At 68.9% G+C, this 18,238-nt stretch carries 11 protein-coding genes; 7 read left to right on the forward strand and 4 right to left on the reverse strand.

The window, feature by feature from the left end; translation table 11 throughout:
- The first annotated feature begins 24 nt into the window (after positions 1-24).
- Together HYU53_03400 and pbpC are read left to right on the forward strand one after the other, a co-directional pair.
- Positions 25-5,847 (forward strand): Ig-like domain-containing protein, encoded by a 5,823-nt coding sequence (locus HYU53_03400; GenBank protein MBI2220234.1) that lies wholly within the window; start codon positions 25-27, stop codon positions 5,845-5,847.
- Entirely contained in the window at positions 5,844-8,153 is a 2,310-nt protein-coding gene (gene pbpC / locus HYU53_03405; GenBank protein ID MBI2220235.1) for a penicillin-binding protein 1C, read from the forward strand. The genes HYU53_03400 and pbpC overlap by 4 nt, the downstream gene beginning before the upstream one ends.
- On the opposite strand, the gene xth is transcribed toward pbpC, so the two are convergent.
- Complete coding sequence (gene xth / locus HYU53_03410) at positions 8,140-8,901, reverse strand: exodeoxyribonuclease III (protein MBI2220236.1); 762 nt, start codon at positions 8,899-8,901, stop codon at positions 8,140-8,142. The two genes, pbpC and xth, sit on opposite strands and share 14 nt — an antisense overlap.
- A gap of 101 nt (positions 8,902-9,002) precedes the next feature.
- On the opposite strand from xth, the gene pepT reads away from it, so the two are divergent.
- The 4 genes from pepT (at position 9,003) to HYU53_03430 (ending at position 13,742) form a co-directional block, all read left to right on the forward strand.
- Positions 9,003-10,244: a peptidase T gene (gene pepT, locus HYU53_03415; protein ID MBI2220237.1), complete on the forward strand. Its 1,242-nt coding sequence runs from the start codon at positions 9,003-9,005 to the stop codon at positions 10,242-10,244.
- A complete protein-coding gene (locus HYU53_03420) occupies positions 10,244-10,846 on the forward strand; it encodes a M48 family metallopeptidase (GenBank protein ID MBI2220238.1) in 603 nt (200 codons plus the stop codon). The genes pepT and HYU53_03420 overlap by 1 nt, the downstream gene beginning before the upstream one ends.
- A gap of 66 nt (positions 10,847-10,912) precedes the next feature.
- On the forward strand, positions 10,913-12,970 hold the full coding sequence (locus HYU53_03425; protein MBI2220239.1) for a S9 family peptidase: 2,058 nt from the start codon (positions 10,913-10,915) through the stop codon (positions 12,968-12,970).
- On the forward strand, positions 12,948-13,742 hold the full coding sequence (locus tag HYU53_03430; GenBank protein ID MBI2220240.1) for an RNA methyltransferase: 795 nt from the start codon (positions 12,948-12,950) through the stop codon (positions 13,740-13,742). Before HYU53_03425 ends, HYU53_03430 begins: the two co-directional genes overlap by 23 nt.
- A gap of 31 nt (positions 13,743-13,773) precedes the next feature.
- Here HYU53_03430 and HYU53_03435 read toward each other — a convergent pair whose 3' ends face one another.
- The 3 genes from HYU53_03435 to HYU53_03445 all read right to left on the reverse strand — a co-directional run bounded on the left by HYU53_03435 (position 13,774) and on the right by HYU53_03445 (position 17,684).
- Entirely contained in the window at positions 13,774-14,838 is a 1,065-nt protein-coding gene (locus tag HYU53_03435; protein ID MBI2220241.1) for a HipA domain-containing protein, read from the reverse strand.
- A 327-nt stretch (positions 14,839-15,165) separates the two neighbouring features.
- Positions 15,166-15,813: an HAD-IA family hydrolase gene (locus HYU53_03440; protein ID MBI2220242.1), complete on the reverse strand. Its 648-nt coding sequence runs from the start codon at positions 15,811-15,813 to the stop codon at positions 15,166-15,168.
- A 2-nt stretch (positions 15,814-15,815) separates the two neighbouring features.
- Positions 15,816-17,684 carry a DNA mismatch repair protein MutS gene (locus HYU53_03445; protein MBI2220243.1) on the reverse strand — a complete coding sequence of 623 codons (1,869 nt, stop codon included), beginning with the start codon at positions 17,682-17,684 and terminating at the stop codon, positions 15,816-15,818.
- Between the two features lie 58 nt (positions 17,685-17,742).
- Here HYU53_03445 and HYU53_03450 point away from each other — a divergent pair, with 58 nt between their 5' ends.
- The gene (locus tag HYU53_03450; protein ID MBI2220244.1) at positions 17,743-18,057 is read left to right on the forward strand and encodes a hypothetical protein; all 315 of its coding nucleotides are present in this window, start codon (positions 17,743-17,745) and stop codon (positions 18,055-18,057) included.
- Positions 18,058-18,238 lie beyond the last annotated feature (181 nt).

Below are 18,238 nucleotides of genomic sequence, written 5' to 3' on the forward strand. Positions count from 1 at the left end.
AGCCAACAAAGCGAGGAGCGCCAGATGCGCGTCCGACGTCATTCTGCCCGCAAGGCTGCAGCCCTGCTTCTGTTTGCTCTGTGCGTGTCGCCGCCGCTGTTCGCGCAAACGGCGCCGCTGACTGTCGTCAGCGCCGGTCCCACGGGCGAGCTGGCGAGCCTCGACCAGGCGAACGAGATCCGCGTGCTCTTCTCGGAACCCATGGTCACGCTCGGCCGGATTCCCGAGCCGGTGACCGCGCCGTTTCTGCGCCTCCGGCCGGCGATCCGCGGGACGTTCCGGTGGTCGGGGACGACGCTCCTCATCTTCACGCCTGACGCCGACCGCCGGCTGCCGTTCGCGACGACCTATGAAGTGACGGTCGGCACGGAGGCGACCGCGGTCAGCGGGACGAGGCTCGCGCAGCCTTACCGCCTCCGCTTCACGACGCCGACCGTCCGGCTGCTCAGCACGACGTGGGTGCGGCGCAACAACGGGCGCTTCGATTCGCCGGTTCAGATCTTTCTGCGGTTCAATCAGCCCGTCGATGCCTCCTCGGTGTTCCCGCACCTTCAGGCACGTCACGAGAGGCACCCCTTCGATCCGCCGGTGATGCCGCCGGCCGGCGTGGAGCGGCTTCGCGCCACGAATCCGGCCGGCCTGCAGGCGTTCCAATCCAAGGTGACCGCCGCGGCAGCGGCGGCGTCGAGCGAAGCGCCGGTTCCGCTCGTGCCGTCCACGAGCTGGGACGAGAAACGCTTCCCGCGCGCGCGCGACCTGGTCGTCGTCGAAACAACGGGCGTGCCGCCGCCGGACTCGTGGATTCGCATGACGATCGGGCCGAACGTGCCGTCCGTGCAGGGGCGCGCGGTGCCGGGCATCGAGCAGCGCTACACCGTACAGCTCCCGCCCACGCTGTTCGTGAACGGCTTCGGCTGCGCGGTGGCGTGCGATCCGGACATGTACAACGGCGCGCGGCTCCGCGGCGACGTCCACATCGACAAGTGGCGGAGCGCTGTCAGCGCGATCGATGTCTCCACGCGCGGCCGTGACGTCCCGGTGAAGCCGGCGGCGCCGCGCCCGCGCGGGACGTACGAGCTGGACGCCGCGGACCGGTTCAGTCTGGAGGACGCCGGCTTCGCGCAGCCCCCCGCGCGCACGTGGCTCGTGCGCGTCGATCCGTCGCTGGCATCCGTCGACGGCCAGACGCTCGGCTACCCGTGGCTCGGCACGGTTGAAAGCTGGCACCAGTCGGCGTTCACGAGCTTCGGCGACGGCCACGGCGTCTGGGAATCCTCGGGCGGCCTGGCGCTGCCGTTCTACGCGCGGAACTTCCGTGACATCACGCAGTGGACGCTGAGGATCGAGCCGCGCGATCTGATGGCGATGGTGCTCCGCCTGCAGCGTGGACAGTTCCGCGCGGTACCCGACGCCGACGGAGCGCCGCGCCGGCTCCCCGTGACTCCGGACAAGATTCAGTCGCACGGGATCGATCTCGCCGCGGCGCTCGGTGCGAAGACCGGGTTGGTCTGGGCGGCGATTCGCGAGAACACGCCCATCGAACGATCGCGCGCGTGGATTCGCAACCGCGACCGCTCGACGATTGTTCAGGTTACGAACCTCGGCATCACCGTCAAGGACAGTCCTGACAACACGCTGATCTTCGTCACGCGGCTCGACAACGGCGAGCCGGTCGCCGGGGCGCGCGTGTCGATCATCACCGGTGCCGAGAGCGCCACGTGGACCGGCACGACCGGCGCCGACGGCGTCGCGATCGCGCCCGACACGAAGCTGCGCAATCCCCGCGAGTGGTGGCAGTTCGCCTTCATCGTCACCGCCGAGAAGGACGGCGACATCGCCTACGTCGGCAGCGACTGGACGGAGGGGATCTCGCCCTGGGAGTTCGGACTGCGCTACGACCTGTCGGAGGCGGACCCGATGCTGCGGGGAACGGTGTTCAGCGACCGCGGCGTGTACCGGCTGGGCGAAGAGATTCACTTCAAGACGATCCTCCGTCGCGATACGCCCCGCGGCATCCAGCTGCTGGACCCGGGAACGACGGTGTTTGCCCTCGTGAAGGACGGCGAAGGGCGGGAGATCGACCGGCGCGCGCTCAAAGCGAGCGACTGGAGCAGCGCGGAATGGACGCTGAGCCTTCCATCCCGCGGCGCGCTTGGCACGTACTCCGTCGAAATCTCGCTGGCCGAGCCGCCGCAGGCCGCCGCTCCGTCCGAACAGGAGTTCGACGAGGACGGGTGGCATCACCGCGTATCGAACAACTTCCTGGTTGCCGCGTACCGCCGGCCGGAGTTCCGCGTTGACGTGACGCTCACCGGCGCGCCGTCAATCGCCGGCGGTACGTTGAGCGGCGTCGTCAACGCGCGCTACCTGTTCGGTGCGCCGATGGCGGGCGCCTCTGCCAAGTACCGGCTGCTTCGCGACCGCGAGTACTCGGTCCCGGCCGCGATTACAGAGAAGTTCTCGACGGACCAGTTCCTGTTCGTCGGCTGGACTGGCGGCCAGCGCGACGAGGTCGCCGCCGAAGAGGTCGAGGTCGCACCCGACGGCACGATCGTCGTCGAGTACGCGACGCCGCTGGACCTGAAGTGGCCGTACCGCTACACGCTGGAGGGTGAGGTCGAAGACGTATCGCGCCAGCACATCGCGGGGCGATCGAGCTTCGTCGTACACCCGGCGCCGTGGTACATCGGCGTCAAGCGGCCGCCGTACTTCGTCGATCAGCGCGCCGGGCTCTCGACCACCCTCGTCGCCGTGACTCCCGATGGCATCGTCACGCCCGGCGTGAAGATCGACGTGACGCTCACGCAGACGCAGTATCACAGCGTGCGGCGCGCCGAAGGCAACGGCTTTTACACCTGGGAGACGACGCGGCAGGAGGTGCCGGCGGGATCCTGGACGGTGACCACCGCCGTGGACCCCGTGCCGCTGTCGGTCCCGCTTCCCGCGGGCGGATCCTTCACGCTCACCGCGCGCGCGCAGGACGGCGACGGGCGATCGACCGTCACGCAGATGTCTTTCTACGTGCTCGGCTCGGGCTACACGGCCTGGGTCCGGTACGATCACAACCGCATCGATTTGGTGCCCGAGCGGACCACGTACAAGCCCGGCGACACCGCAAGAATCATGGTGCAGTCGCCGTGGGAGCAGGCGACGGCGCTCGTGACGACGGAGCGCGAAGGCGTGCGACACCACCGGCAGTTCGCCCTCGCATCCACGCAGCAGACCGTCACCGTACCGATCACCGACGCAGATATTCCGAACGTGTACGTTTCCGTCCTGCTGGTCAAAGGCCGGACGAAGGTGGACGGCGAGTCCGACGGCAGCGATCCGGGCAAGCCGGCGTTCCGCCTCGGTTACGTCGAACTCAAGGTCGAGGACGCAAGCCGGCGCTTGACAGTCGATCTCAAGGCGAACAGAGACGAGTACCGTCCGGCCGGGACCGCGACGGTGGACATGAGCGTTCGCGACAACGCCGGAAAGCCATCGCAGAGCGAAGTGACGCTGTGGGCCGTGGATTACGGCGTGCTCTCGCTGACCGGCTTCCAGACGCCGGACGTCCTCTCGTCCGTCTACATCGCCAAGGCCCTGCAAGTCTCCACCGAAGATAACCGCCAGCGCATCGTCAGCCGCCGCGTGCTCACGCCGAAAGGGGACACGGAAGGGGGCGGGGGTGGCCGCGACGCTGGCGCGGCGAGCGTGCGCAAGGACTTCCGCGTGCTGGCGTTCTGGCTCGGCTCGGTGCAGACCGACGCGAGCGGCCGCGCGACGACGCAGGTGAGGTTGCCGGAGTCGCTGACGACGTACCGGATCATGGCGGTGAGCGGCGATCGGTTGTCGCGGTTCGGCGCGGGGCAGAGCGAGATCCGCATCAACAAGCCGCTGCTGCTGAGGGCGGCGTTTCCCCGCTTCCTCGCCGTCGGCGACCAGGCGCACTTCGGCGCCGCTGTCACCAGCCAGCTTGCGCAGGGAGGCAAGGCGACGGTCACGATCCAGAGTCTCGATCCCGCTCTGCTGACATTCAGCGGCGCCTCGAAGCAGACGATCCAGCTCGGGCCGCGCGGCACGCAGGAAGTGCGGTTCGACGCGCGGGCACAAGGCGTGGGACGCGCGCGCGTGCGCATGACGGTGCGCATGGGATCGGAGTCCGATGCCTTCGAGGACCTGATTCCCATCGAAGTCCTCGCCTCGACGGAAACCGTCGCCGCATATGGCGAGGCGAAGCCGGACGCGAAGGAAAGGCTCGAGATTCCCGCGGGCGTGATGTCCGGCATCGGCGGCCTCGACGTGTCGCTCTCGTCCACGGCGATGGTCGGCCTTGCGGAAGGCGCGCGATACGTCGTCGAGTATCCGTTCGGCTGCGCGGAGCAACGTGCGTCGCGCGCGCTGGTCCTGACCTACGCCGCGGATCTCGGCCAGACGTTCCCGCTGCCCGGCATCAAGCCAGGCGAATTGCGCGCGACGGTCCAGGACACGGTGGACGAGCTGCGCGAGTTCCAGTGCGCCAGCGGCGCGTTCTCGTTCTGGAAGGGCGGATGCCCCGGATCCGCGTATCTCACGGCTTACGTGCTGCACGTGCTCCAGTCCGCCGAGGCGATGAGGTATCGAGTCGATCCCGCTGTGCTCCAGAACGCCGCGGCGTACCTGGAGGGGGAGCTGGGCGCGCCGCCCCCGGACAACGGCGGCTGGTGGCCCGCCTACACCGCGTGGCAGGCGTTCGCGGTGAACGTGCTCGTCCGGGCCGGGCGCAACCAGGACTCGAACGTGACGCGGCTCTTCGGCCACCGCGACCGGATGCCGATTTTCGCCCTCGCGCACCTCTACGATGCGATCGCGATCCGGAACGCCAGCGACGCACGGCTCGCGGACCTGCGGACGCGAATCGCGAACGCGATCCTCACGGAAGGAGGCCTGTCGCACGTCGAGGAGCTGTCGGATCCGTACCTGCTCTGGTTCTGGAATTCGAGCGTCCGGACGACGTCCATCGTGCTGGACACGATGGTGCGGCACGGCTTCGACGAGCCGGTCGTGCGCTCGATGGTGCGCTGGCTGCTGGGAGCGCGCAGGAAGGGCCGATGGGACGACACGCAGGAGAACGCGTGGGCATTGTCGTCGCTCGTCTCGTACTACAAGCGCTACGAGCGCGAGACGCCGGACTTCCGCGCGATGGTGCGCCTGGGGCGCGACGAGCTGGCAAACGCGACGTTCCAGGGGCGATCCACCGGCGCGGCGTCTGCTTCGGTGCCGATGTCGAAGCTCCTGGCGTCGGCACGTCCCGGTGAACCGCGGCAGCTCGACTTCTCGCGGGACGGCACCGGGACGCTCTTTTATTCCGCGCGCCTTCAGTATGCGAGCGCCGCGCCGGCCCTGCAGGACATGGACAACGGCATCCGCGTGCGGCGCACGTACGAGAAGTACGTGGACGGCAAGGCGGTGGCGGCGGGCATCGATTTCGCTGCGGGGGATCTGGTCCGCGTGACGATTGCGCTGGATCTGACGAAAGAGCGCCGGTATCTCGCCGTGCTCGATCCGCTGCCGGCGGGTCTCGAGCCGATCGAGTCCTGGTTCGCGACCACGGCGACGGCGCTCGCCGAGGTGCAGCAGCGGGAAGACACCCGCGGCTCGTGGTTCTCCTGGTGGGAGCGCGGCGGATTCGACCACGTCGAGCGCCACGACGATCGCGTCCAGCTCTTCGCCACGCGGCTGGCGGAAGGGCACCACGAGTTCTCGTACATCACGCGCGCGACCACCGCGGGCACGTTCGTGACGGCGCCCACCCACGCGGAAGAGATGTACGAGCCGGAGGTGTTCGGGCGGACCACGACGGCCACGGTAACGATTAAGAGATGATCAGGCGGCGCGCGGTTCTTCCGGCGGTCGTGGCGGCGCTGGCGCTCGTGGCGTGGCTGCGGCTCGGCACGTTGCCTGACGGGCTGGTGGACGACCGCGCGGAGCCGTCCACGCTCGTGATCGACCGCTCCGGCGCCGTGCTGTACGAGGCGCGATCCGCTGAAGGGGCGCGCGCGATCCGCATGCGCGCCGACGCGATCCCGCCCGTGCTCGCCGCGGCGACGCTGGGGGCCGAGGATCACCGCTTCTACCGTCATCCGGGCCTCGATCCGCTCGCCATCGCGCGCGCGTTCATGCGCAACGCGCGCGCCGGGCGTGTCGTGGAGGGCGGATCCACGATCACGCAGCAGGTGGCGAAGCTGCTGCTCGCGCGCCGCGCCGGATCCAGGCACGGCTGGCGCGCCAAGGTGCAGGAAGCCATCGTGGCGCTCAGGCTGGAGCACCGCCTCGCCAAACGCGACATTCTCGCGCTTTACCTGACGCTGGCGCCGTACGGGAACCAGATCGGCGGAGCCGAGCGCGCCAGCCGCGCGTATTTCGCGCGCGATCCCGCCCAGCTCACGCCGGCGCAGGCCGCGTTCCTGGCCGCGCTGCCGCAGCGCCCGTCTTCGTTCAACCCGTGGCGAGACGCGGGCAAAGCGCAGCCGCGCCAGCGCGCGATCCTGCGCCGCATGCAGGCGCTCGGCCTGCTCTCCGCGGCTGACGCATCGCACGCGCTCGCCGAGCGCGTCACACCGCTGCGCCCCGGCGACGAATCGCCTGCGCCGCACTTCGTCGAGAACGTGCTCGCGTCGTTCGGACGCGGCCGGCGCCCGGCGCGCATTCAGACGACGCTGGACATCGAGCTGCAGCGCGCGGTTCGAGGAATCATCGAAACGCGGCGCGACGACCTTCGCGCCCACGGCGCGCATCACGTGGCCGTCGTCGTGCTCGACAACCGGAGCGGCGAGTGGCTGGCGTGGGAAGGGTCCGGCGACTACTTCGATCCGAACGGCGGAACGATTGACGGCGCGCGCGTGCCGCGTCAACCCGGCTCGGCCCTGAAGCCGTTCACCTACGCGCTCGCCTTCGAAGAAGGATACAGCCCCGCGTCGGTCCTGCCCGACGTTCCGTCCCACTTCCCGACGGCCGAGCCCGGCGTGTTCTACAGCCCGCGCAACTACGACGGCGAGTACCGCGGCCCGCTGCTCGCGCGCGCGGCGCTTGCCGGCTCGGAGAACGTGCCGGCCGTCGCGTTGCTCTCGCGCCTCGGCGTCCCGTCGCTGCTGCGCCTGCTCCGGCGCGCGGGCGTGACAACGCTGGAGAAGGCCGGCGTGTATTACGGGCTCGGGCTGACGCTCGGAAATGCGGAGGTGCGGCTCGACGAGCTCGTCACGGCATACGCCGCGCTGGCGCGCGGCGGCGTTGGTGTATCGCCTGTGTCGGTGAAGGGCGCCCCGCGCGAGGGGAGGACAGAGGAGCGCCTCGTCTCGAACCGATCGGCCTACTGGGTGACGGACATCCTCGCCGACGCGGACGCGCGCGAATACGTGTTCGGCCGCGGCGGCAGCCTCGAGTTTCCGTTCCCGGTGGCCGCCAAGACAGGCACGTCGCAGGCGTATCACGACAACTGGGCGATCGGCTACACGCGCGAGGTGACAGTGGGCGTGTGGGTCGGCAACTTCGATCGGACGCCGCTGAGAAACTCCTCGGGCGTGACCGGAGCGGGGCCGATCTTCCACGCGGTGATGCTTGCGGCGATGGAGCGGGTCGCGCCCGCGTCCGGCGCTGCTGCCGGCGGCGACACCTTCGAGATCGTCGCGGCGCCTTCCGACGCGGAGCGCCGGACGATCTGCCTCGTGTCAGGGCTGGCGGCAACCGACTCGTGCCCGCGGCAGGCGCTGGAATCCGTGGCGCGCGAGGTCGTGCTGTCCCCCTGCTCGTGGCACCAGAAGAGCGCGGACGGCGTGGCCACCGTCTGGCCGGATGAATACCGCCGGTGGGCGCACGACCGGGGGTTGATCGAACCGGCGCCGCCGCGCCTGCGCACGATCGCGATCCGCCCGCGATCCGCCGCGCTCGAGATCCTGAACCCGCCGCAAGGGGCCATTTACCTCATCGATCCCACGCTGCGGCGCGGCTACCAGACGCTGCCGCTCCGCGCGTCCGGCACTCCAGGAGCGCTGAGGTGGATGGTGGACGGCCGGCACGTCGGGAGTGCGCCGCCGGAGGAGGCCGTGCAGTGGCCGCTCGCCGCCGGCGCTCATCGGATCGAGGTGACCGACGCGCGCGGCCGGCGTGCCGAGACCAGGATTATCGTGCGGTAGCACCGTCAAAGACCGCGACGAGCGGGGCGTGATCGCTCGTGCCGAACTCGCGCTGCGACTCGAACGTGCGCGCGCGCTCGCCGAGCGCCTGGCTGGCGAGGATGTAATCGATCCGCCAGCCGATATTCCGCTGCCGGAGGTTGCGCCACGGCGCCCACCACGTGAACAACGCCGCATCGTCCGGGTGGAGATGGCGCGCCACGTCCACGAGCCCCTGGTCGAGCAGGCGCGCGAAGAGCGCGCGCTCCTCGGGAAGCTGCCCGATCGCGCGCGGCTTGCGCTCCTTCGGGTGGACGTCGATCTCCGCGCGTGCGACGTTCAGGTCGCCGCAGATGATCACCGGCGCGCCGGTGGCGCGGAACGATCCCGCGTACGATTCCATCGCCTCCAGGAACCGCATCTTGCCGGGAAAGTCCTTTCCGCCATTGGGGACGTACACCGACGCGACGGTGAGCGTCCCCATCTGCGCCGTGACGACGCGGTTCTCGAGATCGAAGGGAGGATGGGAAAACGCCGGGCGCTCCGGGAACGTGGACTTGCGCACGTGCAGGCCGACGCCGGAGTACCCCTTCTCGCCGTGCCAGTAGCACCAATAGCCTTCCAGCTCGCACAGCTCGGGCGCAAGCTGCGCTGGCGCGGCCTTGATCTCCTGCAGGCAGAAGACGTCCGGCTGCTCGCGCGCGATCCACTCGTGGACCTGCGCCGCGCGGGCGCGGATGCCGTTGACGTTCCAGGTGGCGATCTTCAGCACTCGCTGAATTGTACCGCGCGTCACCGCGGAATCCGCAGAACCCGCAGAAACCTCCTTGTCAAAGAAGTGGAACCCGAACGAGGTTATGCTGGAACGTGATGAGCGCGCGCGCGGTCGATCGCTTCCTGCGCTACGTGCGCGTGGACACACAATCACACGAAGCCTCGGGCACGTCGCCGAGCACGTCCGGACAGCTCACGCTGCTCACGATGCTGCGCGACGAGCTGCGCGAAATGGGCGCAACGGACGTCACGCTGGACCAGCACGGCTACGTGATGGCGAGGCTGCCGGCCACCGCGCCCGGCGGAGACGAGGTGCCGATTGTCGGCTTTCTGGCGCACGTGGACACTTCGCCGGAGATGAGCGGCAGGGACGTCAAGCCGATCGTTCACGCGGCGTACGACGGCCGCGACCTCCTGTTTCCTGACGATCCCGCGCTGGTGCTGCGCAGCTCCGATCATCCGGAGCTCAGCACCTGCCTCGGCCACGACATCGTCACCGCGTCTGGCCTGACGTTGCTCGGCGCCGATGACAAAGCAGGCGTCGCCGAGATCATGGCTGCCGCGGCGCACCTGCTCGCCCATCCCGAGATTCCGCACGGCCGGGTGCGGATCGCCTTTACACCGGATGAAGAGATCGGACGCGGCACCGCGCACTTCGATGTCGCCGCGTTTGGCGCGGCAGTCGCGTATACGCTGGATGGCGGCGCGCGCGGGGAGTTGGAGTTCGAGAGCTTTTCCGCCGACGCCATGACGGTCGTGTTCCACGGGTTCAACACGCATCCGGGCTACGCGAAGGGGAAGATGGTCAACGCGCTCAGGGCCGCGGGCGCATTCCTGGCCGGACTTCCGCAGGATCGTCTCTCGCCGGAGACGACCGGCGGCTACGAAGGGTACGTGCATCCGTACGTCATCGACGGCGGCGTCGAGCGCGTGCGCGTGCGCGTGCTGCTGAGGGACTTCGACACGCGCGCCCTCGCCGGGCACCGTGCGCTGGTGGAGCGCGCGGCCCACGCCGCGGCGGCGCGCGTTCCCGGCGTGCGCGTGGAGATCGCCGTCGAGGAGTCGTACCGCAACATGCGGGAGGTGCTGGAGCATCACCCGCGCGCGGTGGAGAGCGCGAAGGAAGCCATCCGACGCGCCGGGCTCGAGCCGGTGATGAAGCCGATCCGCGGCGGGACGGATGGATCGCGACTTTCATTCATGGGACTGCCGACGCCGAATCTCTTTGCGGGGGAGCACAACTTCCACTCGCGGCTCGAGTGGGTGTCCGCGCAGGACATGGACACGGCGGTGGAGGTGATCGTCCACCTGTGCCAGATTCTGGCGGAGCCCGCCTGATGCCGTTCGCGCTGCCGTTTCGGGAGAAACCGGCGGCCGACAGGCCGCGCCCCGTGCGGGTGGGGGGCCGCGTGCATCTCGTCAGGTTCGTGCGCGTCCGTCGCGCGCGCCGCTACGTCATGCGGATGAAGCCGGACGGCACGCTGCGCGTGGCGGTCCCCCCGTTCGGAAGCCTGGGGGACGCGGCGGCGTTCGTGCAGTCGCAGCGGGAATGGATCGAGCGGGAACGCGCGAGGGTGCTGCGCGCCGCCGCCGCGCAGCCGCCGCGCGACGAGATCGCGGCGCTGCGTCGTCGCGCAAAGCGCGAGCTGCCTCCCCGGCTGCTGGTGCTGGCGCGGGAGCACGGGTTCACCGTGGAACGCGTCAGCGTCCGGAACCAGCGCACGCTGTGGGGATCGTGCTGCCGCCGCAAGGCGTCGATCTCGCTCAACTGGCGCCTGATCCGGATGCCGGACGAGGTGCGCGACTACATCCTGCTTCACGAGCTGGCGCACCTGCGGCACGCGAGCCACTCGCGGCAGTACTGGAGGCTGGTCGCATCGATCTGCCCGTGGTATCGCGACGCGCACCGCTGGCTGCGCCGTCACGGCTCGCTGCTGTAGCCCCGGACGCTTCACGAGCCAAGAGTTCTGCGTGTTCTGCGGCTTCAGCGGTGGTAGTGTACGGACATGCGTGTCAAAGGAATCGTTCTTGCGCCCGCAATCATCGTTGCTATCACCAATCTCGCGGGCGCCCAGCAGGCGGGGCGGCCGATGGCCATCGAGGAGCTGATCACCGCCGTTCGCGTGAGCGAGCCGCAGCTCTCGCCGGACGGCAAGACGGTGGCCTACGTTCGGACCGTCACCGACGGCAAGACTGGCCGCCGTAACGCCGACATCTGGTCTGTCCCCGCCGACGGCGCCGGAGAACCCAAACTCCTCATCGGCGGGGACAAAGGCGAGACGACCCCGCGGTTCCTGCCGGACGGAAAGCGTATCGCGTTCATCTCAACCCGCGACGGCGCGCCGCAAATCTACACGGCGGACATGGACGGCGGCGACGTGAAGGCCATCACGAAGCTCGCCGCCGGAGCCCAGAGCCCCTACGCGATCTCGGCGGACGGCGCCAAAGTGGCGTTCGTATCCGACGTCTATCCCGAGTGTCCAGACGAGGCGTGCAACAAGCAGCGCGCGGAAGAGGCCGAGAAGAGCCCCGTGAAAGTACACCGCATCACGCGCCTCCTGTTCCGCCACTGGGCGGAATGGCGCGAGAACGTGCGCCATCACATCTTCGTCACCGATATCGCGTCCGGAGATACCCGGGATCTGACACCCGGCGACTTCGACTCGCCGCCGTATTTCTACGAGGACGGCGCGCTGGCCTTCTCGCCGGACGGCAAGGAAATCGCGTTCGCGTCCAACCGCGAAGGAAAGGACGCCGAGGCCTGGACGACGAACCAGGACATCTTCGTCGTGCCGGTCGCGGGCGGCGAAGCGAAGCGGGTGACTGGCGGCAAGGGTTACGACGTGCAGCCCGTCTACTCGCCGGACGGCAAGGCCATCGTCGTCCGCTCGCAGCGGCGCGCCGGGTTCGAGGCGGACCGCTGGTACCTCGTCGCGTTCGATCGTGCCACCGGCCAGCACCGCCCCGTGTTCGACACGCCCGATCTCTCGGTGGGCGATTTCGCGTTCGGCCGCGACGGCCAATCGATCTTCTTCACGGCCGCCGATCGCGGCGTGGAAAACCTCTATTCGGTTACGTATCCCGCCGGCACGCCGAGGGTGGTTGCCAGGGGGGGCGCGGTCGGTTCCTTCGAGCCCGGGGAGGGGTTTGTGGTGTTCGCGCGCAGCTCGCTCGCCTCGCCGCCCGACGTGTTCCGCGTGGAGCTGGCGAGCGGCGCAGAGAAGCGCCTGACCAGCGAGAACCAGGGCTGGTTGAAGGATGTGGCGTTCACGCCGGCCGAGAGCAAGACCGTGGCGGGCGCGGGCGGCACGCCGGTGCAGTACTGGCTGATCAAGCCGCCGCACTTCGACGCCGCGCGCAGGTACCCGGTGGTCTTCATGATTCACGGCGGGCCGCAGGGCGCGTGGGAAGACGCGTGGTCGTACCGCTGGAACCCGCAGCTCTGGGCGGCCCAGGGCTACGTGATTGCCGCGCCCAACCCGCGCGGCTCGACCGGCTTCGGGCAGAAGTTCGTCGACGAGATCTCGCAGGACTGGGGCGGGAAAGTCATGACGGACCTCGACGCCGTGTTTGCCGAGGTCGCGCGCCTGCCGTACGCGGATTCGCAGCGGATGGGCATCGCGGGCGCGAGCTACGGCGGCTACGCGGTGAACTGGATCGCCGGCCACACCGATCGGTTCAAGGCCGCCGTGTCGCACGACGGCGTCTTCAACCTCGAGTCGATGTCGCTCGCCACCGAGGAGCTGTGGTTCCCCGAGTGGGAGTTCGGCGGCCCAGCCACCTCTGCCGCCGCGCGCGCGAACTTCGCGAAGTGGTCGCCGCACCTGTTCGCGCAGAACATCAAGACGCCGATGCTGGTGATTACCAACGAGCTGGACTACCGCGTCCCGGTGGATCAGGGCATCCAGTTGTTTACGGCGCTCCGCCGCCAGGGGGTGCCGAGCGAGATGCTCATCTTTCCCGATGAAGGGCACTGGGTCCTGAAGGCCCTCAACAGCCGCGTCTGGCACGAGGCCGTGTTCGGCTGGCTGCAGAAGTACCTTGCGCCTGCTCCACGTCGCTGATCCCGAAGACCCGCGCGTCGCGCTCTATCGCGGCGTGCGCGACCCCGAGCTGCTGCGCGACCACGGCGTGTTCATCGCCGAAGGGCGGCTGGTCGTGCAGCGGCTCATCGAGCAGTCCCCGTTCCGCGTCCGCTCCGTCCTCGTCACGCCGCCCGCGCTCACCGCGCTGGCCGCCACACTGGCCTCGTCGCCCGCCGACGTCTTCACGGTTTCCCTGGACGTGATGGCGTTGATCACCACCTACAACGTGCACCGCGGCTGCCTGGCGATTGCCGAGCGCGCGGCGGCCGCAACGCTGGACGCGCTGCTCGCGTCGCGAGGACCGCTCGTCGTGCTCGAAAACGTGGGAAACCCGGACAACGTGGGGGGCACGTTCCGAAACGCGGCGGCGTTCGGTGCGTCAGGCGTCGTGCTGTCGCCGGGCTGCAGCGATCCGCTCTACCGAAAGGCGATACGCACGTCGATGGCGGCAACCCTGACGACGCCGTTCGTCGTTGCGGAGCCGTGGCCCGAGAGCGTGGAGCGCCTGCGCCTGGCGGGGTGGAAGGTGATCGCGCTGTCGCCCGGCGCGGACCGCGAGCTGGCGGACGTTGCGCGAGGGGTCGGATCCACTCACACCGCGCTGCTCCTCGGCCACGAAGGGGAAGGGCTGTCGGTCGATGCGGCGCGCCTCGCCACGCACCACGCGCGGATCCCGATGGCGGCGGGCGCCGACTCGCTCAACGTGGCAACGGCGGCCGCCGTGGCGCTCTACGAACTGCGGACGATCTGACCGGGATGGCTATCGTCCTCAAGCGACGCGCTCAGCTGACGAGCGCACTCGCGTTCGCAGCAGAGAAGCTCCGGACATCATCCGTCAGGCGGGCATCATCACTTGCCCGCTGCCAGAACTCGGACGCCGCCGCGCGGGCGTCATCCCACACGTCCAGCGTATCGGCTGTGGCGTGCGGTGGCGCAAAGGTGCGAGGCGGCACCTGGCCATCGGCCGTTGGCGCGTACAACATCGATACCTGATCGAACGCCGGCGCAAGCCGCAGACTGACACCCTCCACAAAAAAGACGACGTTGTACGGATGCCGATCCGTATTCGCGATGAGCGCCCCAAACGCATCGAGCCACTGGAGGCGACGGGCATCTTCGCTGGACAGGCGCCCAGCGTGTCTCAGCAGCACAGCCGCCCGAGCCCATGGGTCCGCGGGATCCTCTTGAACCGCCGCCAAGCTCAATACAGCCACACGGCCCCTGACTCCGACGCGATCGAACCGGTCGCTCTCGAGGAAGCAGTGCGAATCGGTTTCGACAATGCGTGTCAGGGCTGCGGGCACGCCGCGCGAAGACACCACGTTCAGCGCGAGCGCCTCGAGCACAAGGAGATCGCACCAGCGCCGGGCCACTCCGTCGCCTGCGCCGCCGCGGGCGGCGAACTTGACAAGTACGTGACGTCCATCAACGAACGCCCCGAACTTGGGACGCTCGCCGCCCGCAGATGATCCCGGGGGATGTCCTGCGATCGTCGCCTCGGCCACATCCGGATACTCGTTGCGCGGCCTGGCGGGAATGTCGAGCGCCTGCCAGCGAGCAAACGATTCTTCACCAACGATGAGATTGCCAGGCAAGTCCTCACCACGTCGCGACATGGCAAGCAGTACGTGGTGATCGGACCAATCCACCAGGCGCGCCGGCAGCCGCAGGTCGGCGTGAATCGCGGCAACGTGTCGTCCGAGGAATCCCGAGGGGCGTGCGTCCGCGAGCTCAATCGGAAGCCCGTTCGACACCGTGCCCATCGGCATCCATACCGTCTGCCGCGCCGCCAGGGTGAGGAGTTCGCCTGCCGACCGAGCGGCTCCGTCTTCCAAGATCCGGAACACGGGAAAACGCGACGTATCAAGAGCTGGCCATGTTTGACGCAACCCATAGCGCGTGGCACGGCCCCGGCCGATTGGGACGACGTCGGGCCCGGCTTCCCGTATTCCACGCATCAGGGTGGCCGGAGAAACGCCGAGTCTCTGCCGAAGCTCCGCCGCGTGAACGACTCCCCGACTGAGCTCGGTCGCAATTACGCCCATGATTTGAAATGATTATATCGCGACACTATTGTCACAAATACCGCTAAAAATGCGTATTATGTCGATATTGTGAAATCAAATACGAAATTATTTATGAAACTATTATATGCCTGAGGTCAGGCATCGGCCTTAACGGATGGCCTTGCCGGCGATCTCCCCCGGCGAGCCCGCGACCGCCACGCCTCGCAGCTCGGCGTCGTCGAACCTGAACCCGAAGCCGTAGCGGACCAGGCACGCGCGCACGCCCGCGTTCCGCGCCGTTTCGAGGTCGATGCGCGAATCGCCGACCAGCACGGTTTCCTCCGGCGTGGAACCGAAGCGATCCATCAGGTGCAGCAGCGCGGCGGGATCGGGCTTGCGCGGCAGGGCGCTGTCGCCTCCAATCACTTCGTCGAAGAAGCGCGCGAGCTTCAGTCCCTCGAGGATGCGGAGGCTTGCGGCGCCGGGCTTGTTCGTGAGGACGGCCAGGCGCGTGCGGCCGTGCAGCGCCTGGAGCAGCTCGGGAATCCCATCGTAGGGCGCCGTGTGATTCAGCAGCCGCGCGTCGTACAGCGCCAGGAACCGTTGCAGCGCGGCCGGCGCAAGCGCGGCTTCGACGCGGCTGGCCGCCAGCGCGCGATCGATCAGCACGCGCGCCCCTTCGCCCACCATCTCGCCGACCGCCGCCTCGCTCAGCGACGGGCGCCCCAGCTCCGCGAGCAGGGCGTTCACCGCATCCGCGAGATCCTTCCGCGAATCGACCAGCGTGCCGTCGAGATCGAAAACGGCCAGTCGCACGGCTACGAATCCGCCGGCGCGGCGTCGATGCCGACCATCTTCATCAGCTTCAGCGCGTTTCGCGACGTCGCCACGCCGGGACGCAGCGTGTAATCGAACTGCATCGACATGCCGTCCGGCCCTTCGTGGAAGTGCTCGGTGAAGTGCACGGGCACCGCCGCCCGCCTCAGGTCATCCGCGTCGGCAAGGCTGAGGTCGTGCGAGGTCACCGCGCCGATCGCACCGGAGGTCAGCAATTGCACCAGGATCGTTCGCACCGCGATCTGGCGTTCAGCGGTGTTGGTGCCCTGGAGAATTTCATCCAGCAGGTAAAGAACTCGCGGGGCGTCCGTCTGCATTTTCCAGGGCGCGCGGGGCGCAGCGTCGCCCCTGGCCTCTGCGAGGATCATCTTGAGCCGCTTCAGCGCAGCCATGAAATACGACACCCCCTCTTCGAGCGAGTCCTGCACCCGCATGCTGGTCTGGACGGCCAGGCGCGGCAGGCGCATCGCGGCGGCGCACACCGGCGCGCCCGCCTGTGCGAGGACGACGTTGACGCCAATCGCCCGCAGGAGTGTGCTCTTGCCGGACATGTTGGAGCCGGTGACGAACAGGAACGTGCCCGGCGGGCCGACGCGCACGTCGTTGGCCACGCGCACGCGCTCGTCGATCAGCGGGTGCCCGAGCGCCCGGGCGTCGAGCAGCGCGTCGGCGCCCAGGTCCGCCAACTCCGGCATCGCCCAAGCTGGATTGTCGTGACGCAGTCCGGCGAAGCCTGACAGCGCCTCGAGCTCGCCAATCGCATCGAACCAGTCGCGGACCCGGCTGCCGGCGGTCGCCTGCCAGCGTTCCACGGCGAAGAGCACGTGGAAATCCCACAACGTCAGCGCATTCAGGGGAAAGTGCACGAGCGTCGTCAGCCGGATGTCGGCAAGCTCCATCAGACGTTGCAAGCGGCGCATCGCCGTGTCGGCGCCCAGCGTCCGCGCGCGAAGGGCCCGCAGCAGGGGTGAGGTGAATTCCCGTCGGCAGACCACCTCGAACATCACGGCTTCCTGGCCGGGCGCGGCATTGCGGGCGAACGCGTGGTCGAAGGTCCGTTCGATACGGCGCGCCAGCACGAACCACAAGACCACGTTCGGGATGACCGGCAGAAGCCAAAGAGGCTCGCTCGTGAGGCCGGCGGCATGCGCCAGGGCCAGGCCCGTGGCAATCGCGCCGAGCAGGCGCGTCAGCCAGGCCAGCCAGGGGCGCGAGATCAGCCAGGGTCTTCCTTCCGACCAGGCGAAGAAGCGTTCGAGCGTCGCCGCGTCCGCGGCGGCTCCGCGCCGGGCGAGCGTCGCCCGCGCCAGCAGTTCCTGGCGAAAGTCGAGCAACGGCGCCAGTTCCGCCACCGCCTGCTGTCGATCGAGGATCGCGGCCGGCTCGGCGGGCGCGAGCAGCCACGCCTCCAGCGTCCTCACGCCCTGCGGCGTTCCCGCGGCGAGGCACAGATTAATGAGCGACGCGCGCCCGGCGACATCCAGATCCTGGGCGTAAGGGTGGGCATCTGAAACCGGACCACCCGCTGGCGGGAAGTCGGTCCAGACCCGTCGCACCCGTGCGGCCTGCCGCCGGTTGATCGAGGCGAGGACCTCCTCGCGCTGCAGCCGGTCTTCGATCCGGTTGTGGACGGCCACGAGGCCGGCAAAGGCCGCCGCGAGGCTGGCGGCGGCAATGAAGAGGGTCGTGCGCAGGGGATCGCCGGAGTTGAGGGCGGCCACGAGCGCGACCGCGCCGCCCACGAACGCGGCGAGCCGCGCGCGCGAGAGCGCCAGCGACCGCCGCTGTTCGGCGCCGGCCTGCCGCCGGAACGACGCTTCGCGCGCCTCGTACAGCGCCTCGACTGCCATCGGAGGAACTTTACCATTTTCATATTGACCAATAAACATGGTCATGTGACCATATGTCATGGTCGTTTCTTCTCCGTTTGGGTCCGTGGCGCGGACGCGCGCGCTGCTCGCGCTCTCGCTGATGACTGAAACCTACCCGCGCCAGCTCGCGCGCGTGCTCGACGCGCCGCTCTTCTCGATCCAGAAGGCGCTCGCCTCGCTCGAGCGGGACGGCCTCGTCGCCAGCCGGGTGCTCGGTCGTACCCGTCTCTATGGCCTCAACTCCCGCTACCTCGCGTCGCGCGAGCTGCGGGAGTACCTCGAACGGCTCGCGGGGCGGGAGTTCGACCTCCGGCGGACAATCGCGCAAACGCGCGCGGGGCCGTCCCGCTGACGATCGCCCCCGTCGCTGTTCCGGGGGCCCCGCGCCCCACGCGGTCGCAACTCCTGCGATACACTCTCGCGCATCGAGGAGCCAGCATGAACCTCCGTCATCCGGCCCGTTTTGCCGCTGCCTTTCTTCTTTGCTTACTGTCCTCTGCTGCCTGGCTCGCCCTGGCCTCCGCGCAGGCGCC

Source organism: Acidobacteriota bacterium (assembly GCA_016184105.1).
Lineage (GTDB): Bacteria > Acidobacteriota > Vicinamibacteria > Vicinamibacterales > 2-12-FULL-66-21 > JACPDI01.